This window comes from Dactylosporangium sp. NPDC051484 (assembly GCF_040689395.1).
Classification (GTDB): Bacteria; Actinomycetota; Actinomycetes; order Mycobacteriales; family Micromonosporaceae; genus Dactylosporangium.
In genome coordinates this window covers 197,815-213,894 of record NZ_JBFAZX010000003.1, presented here as the reverse complement: position 1 = coordinate 213,894, position 16,080 = coordinate 197,815, and the positions used below count along the sequence as shown (strand labels likewise).

Genomic DNA, 16,080 nt, shown 5'->3' with positions numbered 1-16,080 from the left:
GATAGCGCGCGGCTGGCCCAGAACGCAACGCGCGGGCGACGCGTGAGCAGCGCACGCGGCCGGCCCGCACGCAGCGCGCGGATAACGCGTGAGCAACGCGCGCGGCCAGCCCGGCGCAACGTGCGGGTGACGCGTGAGCAGCACGCACAGACGGCCCGCACGCAACGGCGGATAACGCGTGAGCAACGCGCGCGGCCGGCCCGGGGCGCAACGCGCGGGCGACGCGTGAGCAGCACGCACAGACGGCCCGCACGCAACGGCGGATAACGCGTGAGCGGTGCGCGCGGCTCGAGCCGCCTGGTGTCCAGGTGCTACGCGGCGACTGTCGGACGCGGACGTGTTGGCGCTGGACTGAAACCGGCCGCCGCGCGTCTGACACCCGGACACAGCGAGCGCCGCACGGCTGACAGCCGCCGATGCCAGCCGCACCGCGTGGCTCGCATCCGCGCGCGGTATGCGGGTGCCGCGTGCGGCTGACGTCCAGGTGCCATACGACCAGCAGCCGCCCGGCCCTCGACCGCCGCACGGTTGGCACCCGGGCGCCGCACGCGGCTCGCGCGGCGGGCGGGCGGCGGCTCAGGCGGACTTCGGCGGTGCCCAGCCGCTCGTGCCGGTGGGCGTGCTCAGGGTCTCCAGCAGCCCGAGCAGGCTCAGCACCCGCCGCACGCCCGGGCTGGGATGCACGATCCAGAGGTCGCTGCCGCTGCTGATCGCGTGCGCCCGCGTCGAGACGAGCTTGCCGATCGCGGTCGAGTCGATGAACGTCACGAGCCCGAGGTCGACCTCGACGGCCAGCGCCCGCACGTCGTCGATGGCCCGCAACAGCGCGCCGCACAACTGCGCGACATTCTCGGCCGTCACCTCCCCCGCGGCCCGCACACGCAGGCCCTGGCCGGGCAGCGGCTCGACGGTGAGGTGCAACTCCGGAAACACGGCGAAACGGTCGGCGGGACGCATGCGGCTCACCTTCCAGGATCCGAGCCGCTCTCACGATACGGGCCTTCACCCCGCCCCGTCACCCGAGGAAGGCTCGATGCCCGCCGCCAGCTAGGCCACCCCGGCGGGCCGGAACTGCACGCTGACCCGAGGACCCACCAGACGAGCCGTCTTCGGGATCGCGTGCTCCCACGTCCGCTGGCACGAGCCGCCCATCACGATCAGATCCCCGTGCCCGAGCGGGAAGCGGACGCTGTCGCCGCCGCCGCGTGGCCGCAGCAGCAGCGTGCGCGGCGAACCGAACGACACGATCGCGACCATGGTGTCGAACCGCGCCCCGCGCCCGATCGTGTCGCCGTGCCACGCGACGCTGTCGCGGCCGTCGCGATAGAGGCACATGCCGGCGGTCATGAACGGCTCGCCGAGCTCCTCGACGTAGTAGGCGGTCAGGCGGCGCCGCGCCTCGGTGAGCAGCGGGTGCGGCAGGGTCTCCTCGGCCGGATACCACCGCAGCAGGCGCGGCACGTCGACCACGCCGTCATACATCTTGCGGCGTTCGGCGCGCCAGTCGACCTCGTGCAACAGGGTCTGCAGGATCGAGTCGGAGCCGAGCACCCAGCCCGGCAGGTGATCGACCCAGGCCCCGCGGCTGAGGTGATGGCGCGTGACCTGGCCGGTGAGCGACCCCAGGGAGGGGCCGGCGACGTCGAACATCGACGGCTGGTACGCAAGGTCCATCATGCCTTGCAGTCTACCCCGGTTTCGAACAGGCGTACGACCGAACGCGCGATTCGACGAGAGGCGCTCAGCGGACGCCGGCGAGCCGGGGCGGTGCGGTCAGCGACACGGCGGTCGGGTCCTCGATCATGCGCTCGACGACGACGCCGGCCCCACCGCGGGCTGCTGCCGTGAAGCCCAGGTGCGAGGCGACGAAGTGGCAGCGCGCGGCCGTGGAGGCGACCGCGAGCCGGGCCAGGTTGGCCTGCGCCGACGGGATGAGATGGTCGGCGAGCTCGGCGAAGTATCCGCCGAGCACGATCACCCGCGGGTTGAACAGGTTGACCAGGATCGCGCCGCCGTGGCCGAGCCAGCGGCCCACCTCGGCGACGGCGTCGGCGACGGCGCGGTCGTCGGCGGCGAGGCGGCGGGAGATCTCGGCGATGCGCTCCTGCGGGTCGGGGATCGGGCCGTCTTCGAGGCCGTACGCGGCGTCGGGGGTGGCCCGGCGGACCAGCTCGGCGAGGCCGACCTTGGTCTCCCAGCAGCCGACCCGGCCGCAGCCGCAGGGGTCGCCGCCGGGCTCGACGGGCAGGTGGCCGACCTCGCCGGAGAAGCCGTCGGCGCCGCGCAGCAGCCGGCCGTTGACGATCACGCCGCCGCCGACACCGACCTCGCCGGTGAGGTAGACCAGGTCGTCGGTCCCGGCCGCGACGCCCCAGGTGTACTCCGCGAGCGCGGCCAGGTTGGCGTCGTTGTCCACGCCGATCCACAGCCCCGGCGCGAGACCGTGCGCGAGCCGGGCGGCGACCGGCACGTCCCGCCAGCCCAGGTTGGGCGCGAGCACGACGACCCCGCGCGCCACGTCGACGAGGCCGGGCACCGCGACGGTGAGCCCGACCGGGGTCACCCCGCGGCGCACCAGCTCCGCCAGGGACCGCCGGGCGGCCTCGGTCAGGTCGTCGAGGCAGCGCTCCACGTCGCGGTGCATGGCGTCGAAGCTGATCCGCTTCTCGATCACGGTGCGGCCGGTCAGGTCGCTGCCGTGCACGGCGAGGTAGTCCACGTTGATCTCGATGCCGACGGCGCCGACCTCGGGGCTCAGCGCGATCCCGCGCCCGGGCCGCCCGGCACCGCCGGAATACTCAGCGCCGATCTCGCGGACCAGCCGCCGGGCGAGCAGCTCGTCGACCAGGCTGGACACGGTCGCCTTGTGCAGACCGGTGGCCGCGGCGATCGCGGCCCGCGAGCGCGGCCCGTTGGTGCGGATGTGCCGCAGCGTGCGGGTCAGGTTGGTCCGGCGCAGGGCGAGCTGGTCGGTCGGCTCCTCGGCGGACCCGGCCCCGGCGCGCTCCTTGTTCACCATCGCAACCCTCCCCGGCGCCGTGCCGTCCACAGCAGCACTGGCACCTTTTCAGCGATCCGACGAAAGTCCGGCCGGCCGATCCGGCAAAGTCCGCGAATCTGCAGCATCGACGCGTCGTAATCGTCGGTCCGTCCGACGAATGAACCATGAAACATCCCGGTAACACCAGAGCTGCGGGCAACGAATCAGGAACGTTTCGAACGTGGCCGCCCCAGTCCGCAACAGCCGCGCACGATCCAACGCGGCAACCCCACGGGATGGCACACGACCAAAGACCGGTGTCACTGTCCGGGCGACTCAAAACGCCCAGACCGTTGACGAGCCGGTGGCTAGTCTGCAACATTTGGCGCAACACAGTGCAAGATTCATACAAGCGCTCGACAGACTTATGCTGCTCTCCGCAACTCGATCACAGCCGCGCCGCCAACCGGCTTGATCGCCCACCATCCCGCCTACGGAGAGGCCGACCACCGTGCAGTGGCACCTGCAGGCTCGCGGTCGCGCACCACCCACGCGGCCGTTGTAAGAACCCGAACGCCATCGACCGTGTTCACGTGGCCGCCACCGCACAGGACCGCACCGCCGGACCGCACCGCCAAACCCGCCGACACCGTGCGGGAAGCCGTCCGGCGAACCGACGCCGACCCCCGCCAAAGCTTCGCCCGATGCGCCCAAATCCCGTCATCGCGGGTCGCAGGTCGAGTCACCGTCCGTCCGCACGCGTCGCCACGCCTCCGCACCACCACCCCCCGCTTCGACGCATGAGATGACACGACGAAGGAACCCGATGAGCAGAAGGCTCGTGACGCGAAGGGTGCTCGCGGCGTTCGCCGTAGCCACCCTCGTCGCCGTGACGGCGCAGACGCAGCCGGCGCAGGCCGCCGGCGGCCCCAACCTCGCCAGCGGCCGCCCCGCCACCTCCAGCAGCACCAACGGCGCGAACGGCATCGGCAACATCAACGACGGCAACCAGGGCACCTACTGGGAGAGCGCCAACAACGCCTTCCCTCAGTGGGCGCAGATTGACCTGGGCAGTGCCAAGAACATCGACCAGATCGTGCTGAAACTGCCCGACGCCAGCTCGTGGCAGACCCGCACGCAGACGCTGTCGATCTCCGGCAGCAACGACGGCACCAGCTACAGCACGATCGTGGGCTCGGCCGGCTACGTGTTCAACCCGACCACGCACAACACGGTCAACATCAGCTTCAACGCCACGAACACCCGCTACGTCCGGCTGAACTTCAGCGCCAACACCGGCTGGCCGGCCGCGCAGATCTCCGAGTTCGAGATCTACGGCGTGGCCACCGGCTCCAGCACCAACCTGGCCGCCGGCAAGTCGTTCAGCTCGAGCAGCGCCAACGGTCAGTACGTGGCCGCCAACGCGGGCGACAGCAACCAGGGCACCTACTGGGAGAGCGCGGGCAGCACCTTCCCGCAGTGGCTACAGGTCGACCTGGGCTCGGCGGTGCCGGTCAGCTCGGTCGCGCTGAAGCTGCCCGCCTCGTGGGGGGCCCGCACCGAGACGCTCTCGGTGCAGACCAGCACCACCGGCAGCTCCTTCGCCGACGTCGCCGCCTCCGCGGGGTACAACTTCGCGCCGGGCAACGGCAACACGGTGAGCATCCCGTTCACCCAGGCCACGGCCCGCTACATCCGGATCAACATCACGGCCAACACCGGATGGACGGCGGCGCAGCTCTCCGAGCTGGAGGTCTACGGCCCGTCGACGGGTGACACCCAGGCGCCGACCGCGCCGGGCAACCTCGCCTACACCCAGCCGGCCAGCGGCCAGATCAAGCTCACCTGGACCGCCTCGACCGACGACAGCGGCTCGATCGCCGGGTACGACATCTACGCCAACAACTCGCTGCGCACCAGCGTGGCCGGCAACGTGCTGACGTACACCGACAGCCAGGCCGACTCCGCCACGGTCAGCTACTTCGTCAAGGCGCGCGACGCCGCCGGCAACCAGTCGCCGGCCAGCAACACGGTGACCCGCACCGGCACCACGCCGGACACCCAGCCGCCGACCGCGCCCGGCAACCTCGCCTACACCCAGCCGGCCAGCGGCCAGATCAAGCTCACCTGGACCGCCTCGACCGACAACAGCGGCTCGATCGCCGGGTACGACATCTACGCCAACAACTCGCTGCGCGCCAGCGTCGCGGGCACCGTGCTGACCTACACGGACAACCAGCCGGATTCGGCGACGGTGTCGTACTACGTGAAGGCCCGCGACGCCGCAAGCAACGCCTCCGCGGCCAGCAACACCGTCACCCGCACCGGCACGGGCAACCCGCCGCCGGGCACCAACGTGGCGCTGGGCAAGCAGATCGAGGCCAGCGGCTCGGTCTTCACGTTCGTGCCGGCCAACGCCAACGACAACAGCGCCACCACCTACTGGGAGGGTGCGGCCGGCTTCCCGGCGACCCTGACGCTGCACCTGGGCGCCAACCACGACATCTCCAGGATCACGCTCAAGCTCGACCCCAGCAGCGCGTGGAGCGCCCGGACCCAGAACCTGCAGGTCCTCGGCCGCGAGCAGAGCGCGACCGGATTCACCAGCCTGGTCGCGGCGACGGACTACCGCTTTGACCCGGCGACCGGCAACTCGGTGGACATCACCGTCTCCGCCCGCGTCGCCGACGTCCAGCTGAAGATCAACTCCAACACCGGGGCCCCTTCGGGCCAGATCGCCGAGTTCCAGGTCTTCGGCACCGCAGCGCCGAACCCCGACCTGCAGGTCACCGCCCTCACCGCGGCGCCCGCGTCGCCGGTGGAGACCGACTCGGTCAGCCTGACCGCGACGGTGAAGAACGCCGGTACCGCCGCGTCCGGCGCGACGAAGGTCAACTTCTACCTCACCACGCCGCAGGGCACCGTCCTGGCCGGCACCGCGAACGTGACGGCCCTGGCGGCCGGCGCGCAGAACACGTTCACCGCGAACATCGGCCCGGTCACCGCGGGCACGTACACGGTGAGCGCGAAGGTCAACGAGGACAACTCGGTCATCGAGCTGGACACCACCAACAACTCGTTCACCAGCGCGACCAACCTCGTGGTGACGCCGGTGCAGAGCTCCGACCTGATCGCCTCGCCGGTGGCCTGGTCGCCGGGCAACCCGTCGGCGGGCAACACCGTCACGTTCACCGTGGTCATCAAGAACCAGGGCACCCAGGCCACGGGCGCCGGTGCGCACGGCGTGACCCTCACCCTGCTCGACTCGACCGGCGCGACGGTCAAGACGCTCACCGGCTCCTACACCGGCACGATCGCCGCGGGCGCGAGCTCGCCGGTGATCACGCTCGGCACGTGGGCGGCGGTCAACGGCAAGTACACCGTGCACACCGTGCTCGCCGCGGACACCAACGAGCTGTCGATCAAGCAGGGCAACAACACCAGCGACACCCCGCTGTTCGTCGGTCGCGGCGCGAACATGCCGTACGACATGTACGAGGCCGAGGACGGTACCGTCGGCGGCGGCGCGCAGGTCGTCGGGCCGAGCCGTGACATCGGCACCATCGCGGGCGAGGCGTCCGGCCGCAAGGCCGTCACGCTGAACTCGACCGGCTCGTACGTGCAGTGGACGACCCGGGCCAGCACCAACACGCTGGTCACCCGGTTCTCGATCCCGGACGGCACGAGCTCGACGCTCAACATCTACGTCGACGGGACCTTCGCCAAGTCGATCTCGCTGACGTCGAAGTTCGCGTGGCAGTACGGCAACGAGGCGTCGCCGAGCAACTCCCCCGGCAGCGGCCCGCGGCACATCTACGACGAGGCCAACATCCTGCTCGACAACACGGTGCCGGCCGGACACACGATCAAGCTGCAGAAGGACGCCGCCAACAGCGGCACGTTCGCGATCGACTTCATCAACCTGGAGCAGGTCTCCCCGATCGCGAACCCGGACCCGGCCAAGTACGTCACGCCGGCCGGCTTCGCGCAGAAGGACGTCCAGAACGCGATCGACAGCGCGCGGCAGAGCACCACGGCCGTCGGCGTCTACCTGCCGGCGGGCACGTACATCACCAACGAGAAGTTCAACATCGGCGGCAAGGCACTGCAGATCATCGGGGCCGGGCCGTGGTACACGAAGTTCTTCACGCCGCAGGACCAGCAGAACACCGACGCGGGCTTCCGGGTCGAGACCTCGGCGAACGGCTCCACCTTCAAGAACCTGTCGTTCTTCGGCAACTACGTCGAGCGCATCGACGGGCCCGGCAAGGTCTGGGGCGAGCTCAAGGACAACCAGAACCTGACGATCGACAACGTCTGGGTCGAGCACACCGTCTGCATGTACTGGGGCGTGCACAACAACAACATCAACATCAGCAACAGCCGCATCCGTAACACGTACGCGGACGGCATCAACTTCACCAACGACACGACCAACACCCACCTGAACAACATCGACGCCCGTACCACGGGTGACGACTCCTTCGCGCTGTTCTCCGCGACCGACGGCGGCGGCTCGGTGGGCAACCACGACAACCTGTGGGAGAACCTGTCCGCGACGCTCACGTGGCGTGCGGCCGGCCTCGCGATCTACGGCGGGTACAACAACACGTTCCGCAACCTGTACATCGCGGACATGCTGACGTACTCCGGCATCACGATCAGCTCGCTGGACTTCGGCTACCCGTTCGTCGGGTTCGGCCCCGGCTCGACGCCGACGAACATCCAGAACGTCTCGCTCGTGCGTGCGGGCGGGCACTTCTGGGGCAACCAGGCGTTCGGCGCGATCTGGGTCTTCTCGGCCTCGAAGCAGTTCCGCGGCATCCGGGTGTCCGATGTGGACATCGTCGACCCGACGTACTCCGGCATCATGTTCCAGACGAAGTACACCGGCAGCTCGCCCGAAAACCCGGTCACCGACACGGTGTTCACCAACGTGAGCATCAGCGGCGCGAAGCGCAGCGGTGACGCGTTCGACGCGAAGTCCGGCATCGGCATCTGGGTCAACGAGATGCCCGAGCCCGGTCAGGGCCCGGCGGTCGGCTCGGCGACGTTCAACCACCTCACCCTGTCCGGCAACGCGGAGAACATCCGCAACACCACCAGCACGTTCACGCTCACCATCAACCCCTAACCCGCACCAACTCAGACGGCCGCCGGGCACCCGCCCGGCGGCCGTCGCCGTTGCGGCCCAGAACAACCCAGTCTCAAAAAATGAGATTGTCGTACCGAAATCTGAGAAGCGAATACTACAGTCCGAGACATGCCAACCAACGTCTACACCCACGGACACCACGAGTCGGTCCTGCGCTCCCACCGCTGGCGCACCGCCGAGAACTCCGCCGCCTACCTGCTGCCGGTGCTCAGCGACGACATGAACGTCCTCGACGTCGGGGCCGGGCCGGCGACGATCAGCCGTGACCTGGCCGCCCGGGTGGCCCACGTGACCGCGCTGGAGGTCACCGCGGAGGCGGTCGGCGTGGCCCGCGACGGGCTGGCTGGGGTCGGCAACGCCGAGGTGGTGCTGGGCGACGTGCACGCGCTGCCGTTCCCCGACGACACGTTCTGCGTGGTGCACGCCCATCAGGTGCTGCAGCACGTCGCCGACCCGGTGCTGGCGCTGCGCGAGATGCACCGGGTGTGCAAGCCCGGCGGCTACGTGGCCGCGCGCGACAGCGACTACGCCGGGTTCGTGTGGTATCCGCGGGTGCCGGAGCTGGACGACTGGATGGCGCTGTACCAGCGGATGGCCCGCGCCAACGGCGGCGAGCCCGACGCCGGGCGGCGGCTGCTGGCCTGGGCCCGCGAGGCCGGCTTCACCGAGGTCACCGCCACGTCGAGCACCTGGTGCTTCGCCGACGACGAGGACCGCGCCTGGTGGGGCGGCATGTGGGCGGACCGCGTGCGCACCTCGGCGATGGCCCGGCAGGCTCTGGATGCCGGTGTACCGCAGGAGGAGCTCGACCGCCTCGCCGACGGCTGGCGGCGCTGGGCCGCCGACGGTGACGGATGGCTGTCCATCCTGCACGGCGAGATCCTGGCCCGTCCGACGGCCCGTCCGGCCGTGGCCTGATGGTGACCCCGATGGACGAGGTGCCCGAGGCGGGCCCGGTCGCCCCGGCGTGACACGATGCTCGCCGTGAGCCGAGACCAGCTGCCCGCCGACCTGCACACCCACACCCAGTTCTCGTGGGACACAGCTAACGGGGACATGGACGGCTCGTGCGCCCGGGCGGTAGAGCTCGGCCTGCCGGCGATCGCGTTCACCGAGCACACCGACTTCGTGTCCTGGACCGTCGACGCGGCGCTGCTGCCGGAGCGTTTCGCCCGCCACCTCGCCGACCCCACGCACCTGGCCCCGCCGCCGCTGGACGTGGCCGGATACCTGGAGGCGGTCGACCGGTGCCGCGCGAAGTACCCGTCCCTGAAGATCATCACCGGCGTCGAGCTCGGCGAGCCGCACTGGTTCGCCGAGCAGACCGCGGCGCTGCTCACCAGCGCCCCCTTCGAGCGCGTCATCGGCTCGCTGCACTCGCTCAGCGTCGACGGCCGGCACCGCCTGGTCGAGGACGAATACGCGCTGCGCGGGGTCCCCGAGGTCCTGCGCGACTACTTCGCCGAGACGATCCGCATGATCGAGGCGTGCGGCGACTTCTCGACGCTGACGCACCTCGACTACCCGGTGCGCTACCTCCCCGCCGGCTACGAGTTCCGCCTCGCCGACTTCGAGGACGAGGTCCGCGAGGTGCTGCGCGTCCTGTCCGGCACCGGGCGCGCCCTGGAGGTCAACACGCGCCGGACCCTGGAGCCGGCCCTGCTGCGCTGGTGGCGCCAGGCGGGTGGCACGGCGGTGAGCTTCGGCAGCGACGCCCACCGCCCGGACATGGTGGCAGCCGGTTTCGCCGAGGCCGCCTCCCTGGCCGAGTCCGCCGGGTTCCGCCCGGGCCGGCACCCCTACGACCACTGGATCCGCTGACCGGGCGGGCCGCCTACCGCGCGATGGTCCGCCGGTCCGGCAGCGGACCCGGGTGAGCGGCAGGCGCAAAGGCCACCGACCTCGGCAGCGGGCCACTTACACCCGACCGCACGGGGTGCCATCTGTGCGCCACCCTGGACCCGGGCCGCGACACGACCCGCAGGCCCGCGCGCACGATTGCGGGTCAAACAACGCGCGGTGCCGTCCCGAGGCCGGGACGACACCGCGCGAGCGGAGCGTGGAGCAGATCAGCCCAATTGTCCGTGGGCTGTCAGGCGATTACTTTCCGTTGCCAGACGGGTTGGCGTCCGGGTCCGCGACGAACGCGAGCTGTGCCCGGCGCCGACGGATGGCGAGCAGTGCGATGCCGCCGGCGACGAGCGCGGCACCGGCCAGCGCCGTGCCGCCCACCGCGACACCGGTCACCGGCAGGCCACCACCCGGCGTGGAGGGGCTGACGGACGGGACCGGGGTCTGCGAGGGGTCAGTGCTGGCCTCCGGGGTGGCCGACACACTCGGTGAAAGACTGGCCGACGGGCTTTCCGAGGGGCTTTCCGAGGTGGACGGCGAGGTGGACGCCGACGCCGAGGTCGAGGGCGAGATCGACGCCGAGGGCGAGGCCGACGGCGACTTCGACGGCGAGGGGCTGGCGGCGGGACCGCCCTGGCAGGTGTGGCTGACGTTGAAGTCCTTGGCCTTCGTGTTGTTGTTGTCCACCCAGGCCTCGCCGTCCAGCAGCCTCCAGCCGTACGGCACGACGATGTAGGCCTTGCTGGAGCCCTTGTCGGTGATGATGCCGTAAGGGTAGGCGCCGGGCGTATTCGAGATGGTGATCGGGACGGTGTTGCCGCCGGTGTCGCGGAACTTCAGGTCCAGGGTGACGAAATCGGCGTCGTTCCCGGGCAGGACGAACACGAAGCCGTCCTTCCCGGCGCCACGGTCCTTGTTCGGAATGTGGTCGCAATCTTTCTTGAAGGCCGCGGCCGTGGTGTTGCGGTGGGACGACTTTAACGGCACTTTGACCGCCGCGGCCGCGGTGCCGGCAAACAGCAGCACGGCCGCGACGGCCGGGACGGTAGCTAGGACAAGGCGACGAACTAACACGAAGGATCCTCCGAATGGATGCAACGGACTGCAAAGAAGTGCGGGAGGAGCCTTTGCTGTTACTCAAGATGCGAATGTTGCCTAAGGTGTTCAGGTCATTGCGCACAGGTGATTGATAAATCGCCGCGTACCCGATGATTCGGGCAATGAGGTGCCGCGGCCGTAGTCCGGGGCGCCCGGTCCAAATTTTCCGTCAGCTCACGCCCGCGGGGCGCCGGCCAGGACGGTGGTGACGACTCGGCGCACGGCGTCGGGGGTCGGGGGCGTGCCGGCGCGGTCGGCGTAGAGCAGGTGGCCCGAGCCGACCAGCATGGCGCCGAGCGTGTTGACGTCGGCGTCCGCGGCGACGCGACCCAGGTCGCGCTCCGCGGCGAGGTACACGCCGAACATGACGGCGGCCTCGGTGAGCACCGGAACGCCGGCCGGCCAGGTCTCGCGCAGCCGCGCACGCAGCTCGTCGCGAAACGTGACGAGGGCGACGATCGCCACGGCGACCGAGCCGAACACCGCGGCGAGCGCGCCGCTGATGTTGTCCGCGACGGTGCCGGTGCCGGCCGCACCACGCAGGGCGACGGCCTGGGCGTCCATCCGGTCGACGCGATCGAGCACGAACTGCGCCAGGAAGGCGTCGAAGTCCTCGAAGTGCCGGTGCAGCACCCCATCGCCTCCGAACGGTAGCGGAGTCCTTCGGGGCGGACGCGGAGCGCTACGACCGGGCCCGGCCGAGCTACCCGGATGCCCTCATCGAGCGGATCGCCGCCGCGAGCCCCGGCCGCAGCATCCTCGACGTCGGCTGCGGCACCGGGATCGTCGCGCGCCGGTTCCAGGCGGCCGGCTGCGAGGTGCTCGGCATCGACCCCGATCCGCGCATGGCCGAGGAGGCCCGCCGGCGCGGGCTCGACGTCGAGGTGGCCACCATCGAGGCCTGGGAGCCGGCCGGCCGCACGTTCGACGCCCTCGTCGCCGGCCAGGCCTGGCACTGGGTGGACCCGGTCGCGGGCGCGGCGAAGGCGGCGGCGGTGCTGCGGCCCGGCGGCCGGCTGGCGCTGTTCTGGAACGCGTCCGAGCCCCCGCCCGACCTGGCCGAGGGCTTCGCCGCGGTCTGCCGCCGGGTCGTGCCCGACCTGCCGATGATGCACCGCTGGTCGTTCGGCGGGGACGACTACGCGAAGCTCGCCGCCAGGCCGGCGGAGGCGATCCGGGCCAGTGGCGCGTTCGGCGAGCCGGAGGACTGGCGCTTGCCGTGGGAGCGCGAGTACACCCGCGACGAGTGGCTCGACCAGGTGCCGACCTCCGGCGTCGCGAGCCGCCTGCCGCCGGACACGCTGGCCGAGATCCTCGCGGGCTTCGGCGCCGTCGTCGACGCGGCGGGCGGCACCTTCACCATGCGGTACACCACCGTCGCCGTCACCGCCGCGCGGACCTGACCGTCAGGCGTCGTCCTCCAGGTCGCCCTCGGTCTGCAGGTAGACCTCGCGCAGGCCGTCCAGCGTGGCCGGCTCCGGGTGCTCCCACATGCCGCGGTCGGCCGCCTCCAGCAGGCGCTCGGCGATGCCGTGCAGCGCCCACGGGTTGGACTCGGTGAGGAACTTGTGGTTGTCCGGGTCGAAGACGTAGGACTCGGCCAGCTTCTCGTACATCCAGTCGGCCACGACGCCGGCGGTGGCGTCGAAGCCGAAGAGGTAGTCGACCGTCGCGGCGAGTTCGAAGGCGCCCTTGTAGCCGTGCCGGCGCATCGCGGCCAGCCAGCGGGGGTTGACCACGCGGGCCCGGAAGACCCGGGCGGTCTCCTCGCTCAGCGTGCGGGTGCGCACGGCGTCGGGGTTGGTGCTGTCGCCGACGTAGGCGGCGGGCGCCCGGCCGGTCAGGGCGCGGACCGTGGCGACCATGCCGCCGTGGTACTGGAAGTAGTCGTCGGAGTCGGCGATGTCGTGCTCGCGGGTGTCGGTGTTCTTCACCGCGACGCTGATCCTGCGGTACGCGCCCTCCATGTCGGCGCGCGCCTCGACGCCGTCGACGCCGCGACCGTATGCGTAGCCGCCCCACACGGCGTAGACCTCGGCGAGGTCCCGGTCGTCGCGCCAGTTGCGGCTGTCGATGAGCGGGAGGATGCCCGCGCCGTACGCACCGGGCTTGGAGCCGAAGACGCGCAGCGTGGCGCGCCGCTCGTCGCCGTGCCCGGCCAGATCGGCGTGCACGTGCGCACGCACGTAGTTGTCCTCGGCGGACTCCTCGGCGCTGGCGGCGAGCCGGACCGCGTCGTCGAGCAGCGCCACCACGTGCGGGAAGGCGTCGCGGAAGAAGCCGCTGATGCGCATGGTCACGTCAATGCGCGGGCGGCCCAGCTCGGCGAGGTCGATGAGGTCGAGGCGGGTGACGCGACGGGACGCGTCGTCCCAGACCGGGCGGACGCCCAGCAGCGCGAGCGCCTCGGCGATGTCATCACCCGCGGTGCGCATGGCGCTGGTGCCCCACATGGACAGGCCGACGGACTTCGGCCATTCGCCGTGATCCGTCCTGTACCGCGAGAGCAGCGATTCCGCCATCGCCTGGCCCGTCTCCCACGCCAGCCGGCTCGGCACCGCCTTCGGGTCGACGGAGTAGAAGTTGCGACCGGTCGGCAGCACGTTGATCAGACCGCGCAGCGGCGATCCGCTCGGGCCGGCCGGCACGTATCCGCCGTCGAGCGCGTGCAGCACCATCGTCAGCTCGTCGGTGGTGCGCGCCAGCCGCGGCACGATCTCCTCGGCGGCGAAGCGCAGCACTCGCACCACTTCCGGATTATCCGAAACATCCGATACCTCGGATACATCCCAATTGCGGGCCTCCATCGCGGCGACCAGCTCCCGCGCCCGCGCCTCGGCCGCGTCGACCGCCGTGCGGTCCGTCGAGGACTCGGACAGGCCGAGCGCCTCGCGCAGGCCGGGCAGCGCGGCGACCTGGCCGCCCCACATCTGCCGGGCGCGCAGCATCGCCAGCACCAGGTCGACCCGCGCCTCGCCGGTCGGCGCCTGGCCCAGCACGTGCAGGCCGTCGCGGATCTGCACGTCCTTGACCTCGCACAGCCAGCCGTCGACGTGCAGCAGGAAGTCGTCGAACTCGGCGTCGTGCGGCCGGTCGGCCAGGCCGAGGTCGTGGTCGAGGCGGGCGGCCTGGATCAGCGTCCAGATCTGGGCCCGGATCGCGGGGAGCTTCGCCGGGTCGAGCGCGGCGATCGTGGCGTGCTCGTCGAGCAGCTGCTCCAGGCGGGCGATGTCGCCGTAGGTGTCGGCGCGGGCCATCGGCGGCACCAGGTGGTCCACGAGCGTGGCGTGCGCGCGGCGCTTGGCCTGGGTGCCCTCGCCCGGGTCGTTGACCAGGAACGGGTAGATCAGCGGCAGGTTGCCCAGCGCCGCGTCGGCGCCGCACGCGGCGGACATGCCGACGGTCTTGCCCGGCAGCCACTCGAGGTTGCCGTGCTTGCCGACGTGCACGACGGCGTGCGCCGCGAAACCGGCCTCGGACGAGTCCGCGAGCCAGCGGTACGCGGCCAGGTAGTGGTGGCTCGGCGGCAGGTCGGGGTCGTGGTAGATGGCGACCGGGTTCTCGCCGAAGCCGCGCGGCGGCTGGACCATGACGACGACGTTGCCGCGGCGCAGGGCGGCCAGGACGATGTCGCCGGTGGCAGGGTCGACGAACAGCTCGCCGGGGGCCGGGCCCCAGTGCCGCTCGATCCCGGCGCGCAGGTCCTCGGGGAGGGTGGCGAACCAGGCGGCATACCGCTCGGCGGAGATGCGCACCGGATTGCCCCGCAGCTGCTCCTCGGTCAGCCAGTTGACGTCCTGGCCGCCCGCGGCGATGAGCTCGTGGATGAGCGCGTCGCCGTCGGCGGGGAAGCCCTCCCCCAGGTCGTACCCCTGCCGCGCCATCGCCTCGAGCAGCCGCACGACGCTGGCCGGCGTGTCCAGCCCGACGGCGTTGCCGATGCGCGAGTGCTTCGTCGGATACGCGCTGAGCATGATCACGACGCGCTTGTCCGCGGCGGCCAGGCCGCGCAGGCGGGCGTGCGCGACGGCGATCCCGGCGACGCGGCCGGCGCGCTCGGGGTCCGCGACGTAGACGGTGAGGCCGTCCTCGTCGATCTCCTTGAACGAGAACGGCACCGTGATGAGCCGCCCGTCGAACTCGGGGATCGCCACCTGGGTCGCGGTGTCCAGCGGCGAGAGCCCGTCGTCGTTGGCATCCCAGCCGTCGCGGCTGCTGGTCAGGCACAGGCCCTGCAGGATCGGCACGTCGAGGGCGGCGAGCGCGCCGACGTCCCACGCCTCGTCCTCGCCGCCGGCCTGGGCGTCGGCCGGGCGGGTGCCGCCGGCCGCGAGCACGGTCACCACCAGCGCGTCGGCCCGCCGCAGCGTGTCGAGCAGTTCTGGCGGGGCGGTGCGCAGCGAGGCGGCGAAGACCGGCAACGCGCGGGCGCCCTCGGCCTCGATCGCCTCGCAGAGGCGCTCGACGAACGCGGTGTTTCCGGCCACGTGGTGCGCGCGGTAGTAGACGACCGCGACCGTCGGGCCGTCCGGCTCGGGGCCGCCGGCTGGAGTTGGACGGCCCGAGCGCTCCAGCACACCCCAGGCCGGGGTCTCCACCGGCGCGGCGAAGCCGTGGCCGGTCAGCAGGACGGTGTCGCAGAGGAACCGGTGCAGCTCGGCGAGGTTGGCCGGGCCGCCGAAGGCGAGGTAGGCGTGGGCCTGCGCGGCGAGGCCGGCCGGCACCGTGGAGTGGCTCATCAGCTCGGCGTCGGGGGCCTGCTCGCCGCCGAGGATCACCACGGGCAGGCCGGTGGCCAGGAGCGTGTCGAGGCCGTCCTGCCAGTCGCGGTACGCGCCGAGGAAGCGCACGACGACGAGTTCGGCGCCGGCGGCGAGACCGGGCAGGTCCTCGACCGTGGTCCGGGCGGGGTTGGCCAGCCGGTAGTCCGCGCCACTGGCACGGGCGCTGAGCAGGTCGGTGTCGGACGTCGACAGCAGCAGGATCACGCCGGGGT

General features: G+C 71.4%; 9 protein-coding genes and 1 pseudogene. 4 read left to right on the top strand and 6 right to left on the bottom strand.

The genetic code is table 11. The features are described from left to right. Positions 1-576: 576 nt before the first annotated feature. The 3 genes from AB0367_RS07275 to AB0367_RS07265 all read right to left on the bottom strand — a co-directional run bounded on the left by AB0367_RS07275 (position 577) and on the right by AB0367_RS07265 (position 3,019). Entirely contained in the window at positions 577-957 is a 381-nt protein-coding gene (locus AB0367_RS07275) for an STAS domain-containing protein (protein WP_366225320.1), read from the bottom strand. Positions 958-1,047: 90 nt separating this feature from the next. After that, positions 1,048-1,674 carry an alpha-ketoglutarate-dependent dioxygenase AlkB gene (locus AB0367_RS07270; protein WP_366225611.1) on the bottom strand — a complete coding sequence of 209 codons (627 nt, stop codon included), beginning with the start codon at positions 1,672-1,674 and terminating at the stop codon, positions 1,048-1,050. 67 nt (positions 1,675-1,741) lie between these two features. Then, on the bottom strand, positions 1,742-3,019 hold the full coding sequence (locus AB0367_RS07265) for an ROK family transcriptional regulator (RefSeq protein WP_366225319.1): 1,278 nt from the start codon (positions 3,017-3,019) through the stop codon (positions 1,742-1,744). 787 nt (positions 3,020-3,806) lie between these two features. On the opposite strand from AB0367_RS07265, the gene AB0367_RS07260 reads away from it, so the two are divergent. The 3 genes from AB0367_RS07260 (at position 3,807) to AB0367_RS07250 (ending at position 9,956) form a co-directional block, all read left to right on the top strand. Further along, the gene (locus AB0367_RS07260) at positions 3,807-8,114 is read left to right on the top strand and encodes a discoidin domain-containing protein (protein WP_366225318.1); all 4,308 of its coding nucleotides are present in this window, start codon (positions 3,807-3,809) and stop codon (positions 8,112-8,114) included. Between the two features lie 129 nt (positions 8,115-8,243). Next, a complete protein-coding gene (locus tag AB0367_RS07255; RefSeq protein ID WP_366225316.1) occupies positions 8,244-9,053 on the top strand; it encodes a methyltransferase domain-containing protein in 810 nt (269 codons plus the stop codon). A 66-nt stretch (positions 9,054-9,119) separates the two neighbouring features. After that, positions 9,120-9,956 (top strand): histidinol-phosphatase HisJ family protein, encoded by an 837-nt coding sequence (locus tag AB0367_RS07250; RefSeq protein ID WP_366225315.1) that lies wholly within the window; start codon positions 9,120-9,122, stop codon positions 9,954-9,956. A gap of 279 nt (positions 9,957-10,235) precedes the next feature. Here the strand turns inward: AB0367_RS07250 and AB0367_RS07245 are convergent, their stop codons facing one another. Both AB0367_RS07245 and AB0367_RS07240 read right to left on the bottom strand, forming a co-directional pair. Further along, a complete protein-coding gene (locus AB0367_RS07245; RefSeq protein ID WP_366225313.1) occupies positions 10,236-11,060 on the bottom strand; it encodes a hypothetical protein in 825 nt (274 codons plus the stop codon). Positions 11,061-11,258: 198 nt separating this feature from the next. Beyond that, positions 11,259-11,717: a TetR/AcrR family transcriptional regulator gene (locus AB0367_RS07240; RefSeq protein WP_366225312.1), complete on the bottom strand. Its 459-nt coding sequence runs from the start codon at positions 11,715-11,717 to the stop codon at positions 11,259-11,261. Between the two features lie 62 nt (positions 11,718-11,779). Here AB0367_RS07240 and AB0367_RS07235 point away from each other — a divergent pair. Beyond that, positions 11,780-12,487 (top strand): annotated as a pseudogene (locus AB0367_RS07235) (class I SAM-dependent methyltransferase); the annotation flags it as partial. 3 nt (positions 12,488-12,490) lie between these two features. Here the strand turns inward: AB0367_RS07235 and cobN are convergent. After that, positions 12,491-16,072: a cobaltochelatase subunit CobN gene (gene cobN / locus AB0367_RS07230; RefSeq protein WP_366225311.1), complete on the bottom strand. Its 3,582-nt coding sequence runs from the start codon at positions 16,070-16,072 to the stop codon at positions 12,491-12,493. Positions 16,073-16,080 lie beyond the last annotated feature (8 nt).